Source organism: Roseovarius aestuarii (assembly GCF_019966515.1).
Taxonomy (GTDB): domain Bacteria; phylum Pseudomonadota; class Alphaproteobacteria; order Rhodobacterales; family Rhodobacteraceae; genus Roseovarius; species Roseovarius aestuarii.
In genome coordinates, this window is sequence record NZ_JAIMIB010000024.1 from 38720 (window position 1) to 46912 (window position 8193).

Consider the following 8193-nt stretch of genomic DNA (forward strand, 5'->3'; position numbering starts at 1 on the left):
AGCCGTACAGGATTCGAACCTGTGACCCACTGATTAAAAGTCAGTTTTCATCCAGCTTCCTGACTATGTCCGAGCTTGTCTCTATTAGTCCTTTTGTATCTGACTTTTAGTAAAAACGCGCCTTTAAATAAAGACTTTGCGACTTGTCCCCCAATCAGGAAACGTCTACAGTTATCCGTAGTCGTCCACCACAAGCCAGCCGTTTTTGTCCCCCATATGTCCCCCAATTAATATGCGTAAGAAACTCACCGACCGCTTCCTGGAAAAGATCAAACCGTCTGAGGGCGGTCGCGTGACATATTCCGATACATTGAGACCTGGCTTGCAATTAAGGGTGGGCTTGCGGAAAGCGTCTTGGGTTTACGAAAAGAGGGTGAAAGGTGGTCCTAAACGAAAGCACACTCTCGGGGCATATTGCACCTGGACTACATCAGGCCAGCGCATACCTGTACAGATTGGCCTTAGTGCAGCCCGCGAGCGTGCTCTCGAAATCGAACTGGAAGCAGGACAGGGTGTTGACCGTGTTGAACTGGCCGAGCGGACCAGACTTGCGAAAGAGCGAGCTGTAGCAATCAGGATGACTGTTTCCGAAGTGCTCGACATTTATGAACGATTGAAGCTTTCAACATTGAGAACTGGCGAGGAGCGCGCAAGAGAACTCCGCAAGGTGCTGTCGACTTATCCACACTTTCCAGCCAACGATTTAACTAAGGCAAACCTGCAGGCCATTATTGATGAGAAGGCGGCGGCAGGTAAGTTTGTTTATGCAAATCGCCTGCGGTCTTATCTCCGCGCGTTTACCCACTGGGCATCACGCCGCGACTATCTGAAAGAAGACGTAGGTTTTGATCTTGAAGGCACGGGAAGGGAAATGGCGCGCGACCGGGTTTTATCGGTTGATGACGTTCGCAGCATTTATCGGGCAACCTTTGAGCTTGGTCCATTGTGGGGTCCAATGTTCCGTCTCCTGGTTCTGACAGGCCAGCGGCGCGGTGAAATTGCGACGTTGCGTTGGTCGAATGTTGATTTGAAGGCGCATCAACTTACTTTGGCAGGTTCGCAGACCAAGAACGGAAAACCACACATTACGCATTTGTCTGCACCGGCTAGTTCAGAACTCGAAGAATTATCATGTGGCCGCGACAGTTCCGAGTTTGTATTCACCACTACTGGGAAAACGCCCTCGTCCGGCATTTCCAAAGCAAAGCGAAACCTGGACAAGTTGCTTGGGGATGATATTTCGCATTGGCGACTGCACGATTTGCGTAGGGCAATGGCAACAGCATTGGCAGAAGCTGGCGTGCCTGAAGGTGTTGTAGACCGCATTCAAAACCACTCCGCGTCGGGCAGTGCACCCAGTGCTGTTGCGCGGGTCTATCAGCAATCAAACTTGTTGCCACAACGTGCCGTTGCGCTGAATCGATGGGCTGAGATGGTAACACATAAATCCCCTAAAATTGTTCGCCTGAATGGATGAGAATAAGAAATACGAGGGCAGCTTAAGAGCGAAAGTCTGCAAAGATGGGTCGGAAGAATATTGGTGTGAACTGGTTTCCCACGGCATCCCGCACAGAAAGAAACTAAGCTCAGGTTTGACGCTTTTGGAAGCTCGTTCTCAAGCCACTCAGTTGGAACGTGAGCAAATCAATGAGGAAATTGCGAGGCGTCAGTATTTCCATGTCGAGAGTTCGGGAATCAGCCGTGGTGTGTCGGGTGATTTGGCAGAGACCAAGGTGGGGAAGTTTCTAATTCGCGAACTTGAGATTGAACTCGATAATCTATCCAGCGAACAGCTTTCGGAGTTCCATTTAACGATATTGAAGATGCATTCGCCGCAACCCTACGACATTTCTGGAAAAGACTTGCGTGCGAGTAAAAAGAAAATCAAACAAGCTCAAAGTGCCCTTTCAAAGATCCTAAACCTGATGGATGAACTTAGGTACGCGCCTACTGAGAACTTCCTGAGCGCATCGATGCCGGGCGTTTTGGAAACAGTATTTTCATTGTCGCAACACTTGATCGAAGTTGAACGCCAAATTGAAGTCGATTTGCACCTTCGTAGTAAAGCACCAAAAGGTGATCATGCAAAAAAATACTTCTGCGAGCTTGCGATCAGAGCTTTCTTGACTTGGCAGCGTGATTGGCGTGATGACCAAGATATAGGCATAACATACCCCGAAGACTGGCGGGGTTCATTCAAAACTACAATTGTAGACGGTGAGCCAGGGAGCCCAATGCTTGTGTTTGTCGATAGGGCAACAGAAGATTTTTATCCAGACATATTGGGATGGGATTTCAATGCTCATCATTATGCCAAACAACTTAAGTATTTGGTTGATCGCCCAGACTCTCAACTGGACCTACCCGTTCGAAAGCGTGAATAGCGGAAAACCGTTCGGTTTGCACTTTGGCCTAATCTACTCTGCTAATCGAAAGTGCCCCCATGCATCCAAGATAGCATGAGGAAAACATGACCTACCCAATTGCCGATCCTTCCGTCCGCACTAATGCTGTAATCGAGAGCGCGCGGGGCTTGCACGCAGTCCAAGGCTTTGATCCCGAAGACGCCGTTCAACTGACCGCATATCAGGAGTACGTCAAGAACTGTCTCGTCCAATTGGTTGCCATGTACGCGTGCTCCAAGCGCTACCTGAAAATTCCTGAAGCTGCGGACTATAGCGGTCATAGTCGCAGCGCTCTTTACGAAGCTCATAAGCGCGGTGAACTGATCTTCACCAAGTTCGGTGGTGCAACTCGCATCGAGAAAGCCGACCTTGATGCGTTTCTCGATAGCACAGGCGTCAAAATCGAAGCTGCCGAATAGAAATACCCCAGCCGGACGGACCGGACTGGGGCTGGTTTTCTTAAGGTAGCAACCAAGCTTCTAGCGCAGTTCAGTTGTCCTTTCGACTTGAAGGAGCTCGAAATGAAACAAACAGTCAACATACTCCCGAAAAGCAAGTGCTGCACAATGCGCCGTCCTATGTCGCCACTGGAACAGCGAGTTCGCTTCATCCTTTGGCAGTCTGGCGTCTCTGGTGTCTCCGCGCGCAGCATTGCCCACCATATCTATGGAGCGAGCCTTTGATGAGTAGCCACCACGAAACGGCCGACAGCTATCACGCCGAACTTGCCCGGCATGGCAAGCACCGCGTCATCATCTGCAAGGATGGCCATCAATACATACTCCAATACCTCAAGAAACCGGGGGCTGAGAGTCCTTGGGTGGCAATCGCATATTGCACCACCAAAATGGCCCTTATCCGTCTCAGCCTCGACGTGGAGCCGGGCCTTGAGCCCGGATTGAAGGCACTGCCTGAACGGGCACGATTGTCTGAGAAGCAAACACCACTTCTTTCCCCATTCTGAAGGGATCTCATTAATGATTCATCCCCGCCAATTCACAGAACACTTGGGCGGAACGTGGTATCGCAGCTATGGCACCGCGCCCTGTCCTGCCTGCCAAATCGAGCGTCGCAAAGACCAGAATGCTCTTACCATCAATGCAGGCGATCGCCGTTTGTTGCTTCACTGCAAAAAGGCTGGCTGCAGTTTTCGCGATATCCTCCGCGCAGTTGGCATAGCGGGTACGACGCAAGAGTTTGACCCCGTAGTAATGCGACAAATGGAGCGCGCGCGCGCTGAGAAAGCCGAGAAAAAGCTGCAACGCGCCCGGTCCATCTGGGCGCAAGGTCAGTCAATCGAAGGCACGCATGGCGAGGCTTATCTTAGGGGGCGCGGCATTATCTGCGCCATGCCAGGCAGTCTTAGGTGGTTGCCGGATACGTACCACACGCCAAGCGGCACGTTCTGCGCGGCTATAGTGGCTGATGTGTCCACAGGCGGGATCCACCGCACATTCTTCACGAAAAGGGGTGAGCGCCTTAGGCAATCGGCCAAGATGATGTTCGGCCCTTGTCGTGGTGGCGCGGTCCGCCTTTCAGAGTCTACCGGGCCGCTTGTCGTGTCTGAGGGCATAGAAACGGGCCTGTCGCTGCTGAGCGGCCTTCTGGACGGCCCTGCGACTGTATGGGCTGCGCTGTCCACGTCTGGCATCAAGGGCTTGAGACTGCCACCCATCCCCGGTGAGTTGGTTATCGCGACAGACAGCGATGATACCGGTGCTGGGCATGCGGCGGGAAACCGTCTGGCACGCGATGCCCATGCACGAGGCTGGAATGTATCTCTGATGCCTGCTCCTGACGGCCAGGATTGGAACGACGTTCTGCGTGGCGGGGTGGTGGCATGAATATCGCAGGAGCCGCAGTGCACCCGTTCGATCCAACCACAGATTGGCCTGAGCCGGATATGACTATCGGTAATCCTATCCGCCCGCCCGCGCCGATCATGAGTGATACGGAGTTCAATCAAGTCTATGGCCCTTGGGCACAGTGGCTGCGCAATGCTGCTGAAACCAAGAACGCGCCAATTGACTACGTTGCTCTGTCGCTTCTGACGACTGCCAGCGCTGCTATCGGCAATTCGCGCTGGGCGGTCCCTTGGGATGGATGGTCCGAGCCGCCTGTTCTCTGGGGGATGCTGGTTGGCGATCCATCTTCGGGGAAAAGTCCGGCGCTTGATGCTGTGCTAGACCCTGTGAAGGAATTGGAGCAGGAGCTGACCGAGACTTACAAGGCCCAGCTTTCGGAGTGGCAGGCAAAGGATGAGATTGCCAAGCTGCAACTGGCACAGTGGAAATCTGATGCCAAAACCGCGTTGGGTGACGGCGACGAGCCACCGGCGAAGCCTGATGAAGCGGACGCCGGGCCTAAGCCGGTCAGGCAGCGTATCCGTGTTTCAGACGTGACCACAGAGAAAATCGCGGTGCTGCTTCAGTCCACATGGCGCGGGCTGCTGCTATCTCGTGACGAGTTGTCCGGCTGGATTGGCAGTATGGATCGTTACAGCGGTGGCGGTGGTGATCGGCCCTTTTGGCTGGAAACCTATGGGGGCCGCTCCTATACGGTGGACCGCAAGGGCAGTGACGAGCCGATACTCGTAGACCATCTTTCAGTATCCATCATCGGCGGCACTCAACCGGACAAGCTTGATAGCCTTCTCGTGAAATCGGATGACGATGGGCTGTTGTCCCGCTTCGTGACCGTCTACCCCGATCCAGTGCCGTTGAAGCGTCCGGATGCAATCATTGATAGCGATGCTCTGTCAAACGGACTGAGCCGGTTACGTGAATTGACGCCCGCCAACGATGAACAGGGAAACCTGCGCCCGTTCTATATCCATTTCTCGGATACCGCTGCGGATGCTTTGCATGAGTTCCGAAGACAGTGCCGTGAATGGGAGGGTGATGCCAGCGGCCTGTACAAAAGCCATATAGGGAAAATGCCGGGGCTTGTGGTGCGGATTTCCAACGTCTTGGCGCATCTCGATTGGTGCGCATCAACTGACGGGCAGTACGTTTCAGCAATCGACGTAGGCCATGTCGGGCGAGCCCGTCACCTTGTCGGCGAGCATCTTCGCAATCATGCATTCCGGGCTTATGGCATGACAAAATTGCCCGTTGAGGTTCAGGGCGCAAAAGTCATTGCCGGTATCATTCGAAGCGAAGGCCTGCGACTATTTAAAGTGCGCGATATCCAACACAGAGGCCGCACTGGGCTTGCGACAGCAGGCGAGGTTCGCGCGGCCCTGAATGTCCTGATCGACGCAGATTGGCTGCGGATGGTGAAAGAGGATTCCGGCGGCAGGCCAACGGTCTCCTACGCCGTCAACCCCAGGCTGGAGGACGTGTCATGAGTAAGTGGTTAGCGATAGCCGAACAGGGCGAAGACAATCTGAATTCTCTTACCGACAACCGGCAAGAACTGGCAGAAACACCCTTTTTGCCGGTTTCTGCCGTATGTCGGGATAGGAAATTAGAGAAATCCCGCGCCGAGAACCTCAGAAAACCCAACCTTGAGGAAGCGCTGGCCCCTAAGAATGACCCTATGATTTCCATAAGGACGGATGGGTCTGACTACCCCAATGGCACGTCTCCCGGTGGCCGTCCTGTCACCTATACTGGCAAGGTCGTTTCGCTGGATGCGTGGCGGCGGCTTTCGGAGTGGGAAAAGCACGGCCCCGACGGCTGGCAGTGGAATGGCAAAACCCAGAATTGGGAGGTGCCGTCATGACAGTTTATCATGCTGGCCCGTTAAAACGTCACAGGGCCACGAAGGAGGAAATGGCCGAGCGGGCGAATTTTCTTATTGCCTACGCAAAAACACATTCGCCGGTAACGGTCAGGCAATTGTTCTATGCGGCCACAGTCGCCAACCTGCCAGGCATCGAGAAAACAGAAGCCGGGTATTGCAAAGTTCAGGCCCAGGTTCTCAATCTGCGTCGGTCGGGGAAAATGCCCTATCATGTGATTGCAGACGCCACTCGGTTCATGCGCAAGCCTCGTACCTATGACGGCTGGCAATCCGCCTTGGTGGCGACCGCGCAGGCTTACCGGAAATCACTTTGGGTGGATACTGAGGAGGTGGTTGAGGTCTGGCTGGAAAAGAATGCTCTGGCTGGTGTGATATCGCCGGTAACGAATGAATATGACGTGCCGCTAATGGCAACGGCTGGGTTCACGTCTGAAACCTTCGCTTTTGAGGCAGTAGACGACCTGCGGGGGCAGAATAAGCGGCTGGTGATTTACTCCCTTTACGATTTCGACCGCAGCGGCCAATCCGCAGAGCAATCATTGCGCGAAAAAGTCTACCGGTTCGGTGCCGGTTTCGATGTTGATATCGAGTTTCATTCTCTGGCGCTGAATGTGCATCAGGTGGAGAATTGGGGTTTGCCCGCTAGGCCACACAAGCGCGCCACAACAGCAGACAAGGCATGGCCGCACTCGTATGCAGCTGAGTTGGACGCAATCCCGCCCGACCAGCTTAGGGATTTGGTTCGAGGAGCGATTGAACACCACATTTCCGCACATGAGCTTGAGGCATTGAAGCAGGTCGAAAAGTTGGAACGAAAAACTCTGGAAGACTTCATTTATCAGTAGGCCGCATGGACATGACCCAAGCGACCAAATTCGCATCATTGCCGCTGAGGCCGCCATACAGGCCGTCTCAGGGGCTACCAGCGCCACAGACGCCCCCAAACCCGACTGAAACGCGCCATAGCCCCCTGACGCACGCGCTGCGGCTGCTGGCAGCACAGGAACACGCCGCCGCCATCAAATCGTTCGTCAGCCCGGCACGGATCGACATAGAGGTATCGGTTGTTACCAGTGGCGGCGATGTAATCAACACGGGTGAAGGTCATGAAACTTGAATCCATCACCGGACCAGAGCTAAAGGCGATACGCCGAAAGGCCGGTATCAATCAAACTGAAATGGGCAAACTGATAGGCGCATCGCGTAGTGGCGTCAGTTATTGGGAGACCAAGCAACACCCACTCACCTCAAAGCAGTATCGCTTTGGCGTTCCGGCAATGATGTTCAAGGTCCTGGGTGTCGAGATTTTGCCGATTTATCAGAGGTCAACGCGCGCGCGCGGGTATGGGGTTTTACCGCTATATGACGCCGCGCAGGCCATGCTGGATCGAGAGATGGAAAGACGGCGTACAAAACTACAAGCGCAAATGGATCGTCGCCGTCAGCAATGCGGTGCGAAAACCCGCAAGGGTCACCCGTGTCGCATGAAATCAGAACCCGGCAAGCGGCGCTGCAAGTATCACGGTGGAAAGTCCACCGGGCCAAAAACCGCAGAGGGCAAGGCTAGGATTGCAGAGGCCCAGAGAAAGCGTTGGGAGGCCTATCGACGCCAGGTGAAATTAGCTCAAGAAATCTCAACGATATCAACGCCGGTTCCTGTCTAAAGTAACGGAAAATGCAATGGAAATTAAATGCCTGACCGTGAAAGCAGCTTGATATGGATAGGATATCTGGACCCGCCGCATGTAGGGCTCACGTGGTCGCACTATCCATGGTAGAATTCGACGCATGTAGCCCGCCGCGCCGGGTGGCTGATGCGCAATTATGCGCGCGGCTGGAATTGCGAGTACTGTTGCGAGTTGATGCCGGTCTGGAAAAGAACCGATGCGCGGTTTTGCTGTGAAAGCTGCCGCAAGATGGCGGCGCGTCGTCGACGGCGGCGGAAAGCAAGAGATTGAATGACAGCTATGCGGACATTGCCGACGTTCGCAGTATCAGTTTGAACGGTAGCAATCGACATCTAATTCTTTGTCGTCGCAGC

12 protein-coding genes are annotated in these 8193 nt (G+C 54.0%); 9 read left to right on the forward strand and 3 right to left on the reverse strand.

Annotated features, from left to right (window positions below; translation table 11 throughout):
• Nucleotides 1-232 precede the first annotated feature (232 nt).
• The 4 genes from LC334_RS20610 (at nucleotide 233) to LC334_RS20625 (ending at nucleotide 3369) form a co-directional block, all read left to right on the forward strand.
• Nucleotides 233-1477 carry a tyrosine-type recombinase/integrase gene (locus tag LC334_RS20610; RefSeq protein WP_085802228.1) on the forward strand — a complete coding sequence of 415 codons (1245 nt, stop codon included), beginning with the start codon at nucleotides 233-235 and terminating at the stop codon, nucleotides 1475-1477.
• Nucleotides 1470-2384 carry a hypothetical protein gene (locus LC334_RS20615; protein ID WP_085802227.1) on the forward strand — a complete coding sequence of 305 codons (915 nt, stop codon included), beginning with the start codon at nucleotides 1470-1472 and terminating at the stop codon, nucleotides 2382-2384. Before LC334_RS20610 ends, LC334_RS20615 begins: the two co-directional genes overlap by 8 nt.
• Before the next feature lie 86 nt (nucleotides 2385-2470).
• The gene (locus LC334_RS20620) at nucleotides 2471-2824 is read left to right on the forward strand and encodes a helix-turn-helix domain-containing protein (protein ID WP_085802226.1); all 354 of its coding nucleotides are present in this window, start codon (nucleotides 2471-2473) and stop codon (nucleotides 2822-2824) included.
• Between the two features lie 263 nt (nucleotides 2825-3087).
• On the forward strand, nucleotides 3088-3369 hold the full coding sequence (locus tag LC334_RS20625; protein WP_085802225.1) for a hypothetical protein: 282 nt from the start codon (nucleotides 3088-3090) through the stop codon (nucleotides 3367-3369).
• Between the two features lie 10 nt (nucleotides 3370-3379).
• Here the strand turns inward: LC334_RS20625 and LC334_RS20630 are convergent, their stop codons facing one another.
• Complete coding sequence (locus LC334_RS20630; protein WP_223413102.1) at nucleotides 3380-3598, reverse strand: hypothetical protein; 219 nt, start codon at nucleotides 3596-3598, stop codon at nucleotides 3380-3382.
• An 18-nt stretch (nucleotides 3599-3616) separates the two neighbouring features.
• Here LC334_RS20630 and LC334_RS20635 point away from each other — a divergent pair, with 18 nt between their 5' ends.
• The 4 genes from LC334_RS20635 to LC334_RS20650 are packed head-to-tail and all read left to right on the forward strand — an operon-like array spanning nucleotide 3617 to nucleotide 6997.
• Nucleotides 3617-4249 (forward strand): DUF7146 domain-containing protein, encoded by a 633-nt coding sequence (locus LC334_RS20635; RefSeq protein ID WP_223413103.1) that lies wholly within the window; start codon nucleotides 3617-3619, stop codon nucleotides 4247-4249.
• The gene (locus LC334_RS20640) at nucleotides 4246-5754 is read left to right on the forward strand and encodes a YfjI family protein (RefSeq protein WP_085802223.1); all 1509 of its coding nucleotides are present in this window, start codon (nucleotides 4246-4248) and stop codon (nucleotides 5752-5754) included. Before LC334_RS20635 ends, LC334_RS20640 begins: the two co-directional genes overlap by 4 nt.
• Nucleotides 5751-6131 (forward strand): hypothetical protein, encoded by a 381-nt coding sequence (locus LC334_RS20645; RefSeq protein WP_085802222.1) that lies wholly within the window; start codon nucleotides 5751-5753, stop codon nucleotides 6129-6131. Before LC334_RS20640 ends, LC334_RS20645 begins: the two co-directional genes overlap by 4 nt.
• Nucleotides 6128-6997, forward strand: a complete 870-nt coding sequence (locus tag LC334_RS20650; RefSeq protein ID WP_223413104.1) for a hypothetical protein — start codon at nucleotides 6128-6130, stop codon at nucleotides 6995-6997. The genes LC334_RS20645 and LC334_RS20650 overlap by 4 nt, the downstream gene beginning before the upstream one ends.
• Before the next feature lie 74 nt (nucleotides 6998-7071).
• Here LC334_RS20650 and LC334_RS20655 read toward each other — a convergent pair whose 3' ends face one another.
• The gene (locus LC334_RS20655) at nucleotides 7072-7260 is read right to left on the reverse strand and encodes a hypothetical protein (RefSeq protein ID WP_139836523.1); all 189 of its coding nucleotides are present in this window, start codon (nucleotides 7258-7260) and stop codon (nucleotides 7072-7074) included.
• Between LC334_RS20655 and LC334_RS20660 the strand changes: the two genes are divergently transcribed.
• On the forward strand, nucleotides 7259-7816 hold the full coding sequence (locus tag LC334_RS20660) for an HGGxSTG domain-containing protein (protein ID WP_085802220.1): 558 nt from the start codon (nucleotides 7259-7261) through the stop codon (nucleotides 7814-7816). The two genes, LC334_RS20655 and LC334_RS20660, sit on opposite strands and share 2 nt — an antisense overlap.
• Nucleotides 7817-7974: 158 nt before the next feature.
• Here the strand turns inward: LC334_RS20660 and LC334_RS20665 are convergent, their stop codons facing one another.
• On the reverse strand, nucleotides 7975-8172 hold the full coding sequence (locus LC334_RS20665) for a hypothetical protein (RefSeq protein ID WP_139836522.1): 198 nt from the start codon (nucleotides 8170-8172) through the stop codon (nucleotides 7975-7977).
• Between the last annotated feature and the right edge of the window lie 21 nt (nucleotides 8173-8193).

Coding starts and splice junctions, on each gene's coding strand:
- LC334_RS20610 (WP_085802228.1), top strand. CDS start 233: ATGCGTAAGAAACTCACCGACCGCTTCCTGGAAAAGATCAAACCGTCT.
- LC334_RS20615 (WP_085802227.1), top strand. CDS start 1,470: ATGGATGAGAATAAGAAATACGAGGGCAGCTTAAGAGCGAAAGTCTGC.
- LC334_RS20620 (WP_085802226.1), top strand. CDS start 2,471: ATGACCTACCCAATTGCCGATCCTTCCGTCCGCACTAATGCTGTAATC.
- LC334_RS20625 (WP_085802225.1), top strand. CDS start 3,088: ATGAGTAGCCACCACGAAACGGCCGACAGCTATCACGCCGAACTTGCC.
- LC334_RS20635 (WP_223413103.1), top strand. CDS start 3,617: ATGCGACAAATGGAGCGCGCGCGCGCTGAGAAAGCCGAGAAAAAGCTG.
- LC334_RS20640 (WP_085802223.1), top strand. CDS start 4,246: ATGAATATCGCAGGAGCCGCAGTGCACCCGTTCGATCCAACCACAGAT.
- LC334_RS20645 (WP_085802222.1), top strand. CDS start 5,751: ATGAGTAAGTGGTTAGCGATAGCCGAACAGGGCGAAGACAATCTGAAT.
- LC334_RS20650 (WP_223413104.1), top strand. CDS start 6,128: ATGACAGTTTATCATGCTGGCCCGTTAAAACGTCACAGGGCCACGAAG.
- LC334_RS20660 (WP_085802220.1), top strand. CDS start 7,259: ATGAAACTTGAATCCATCACCGGACCAGAGCTAAAGGCGATACGCCGA.
- LC334_RS20655 (WP_139836523.1), bottom strand. CDS start 7,260: ATGACCTTCACCCGTGTTGATTACATCGCCGCCACTGGTAACAACCGA.
- LC334_RS20665 (WP_139836522.1), bottom strand. CDS start 8,172: ATGTCGATTGCTACCGTTCAAACTGATACTGCGAACGTCGGCAATGTC.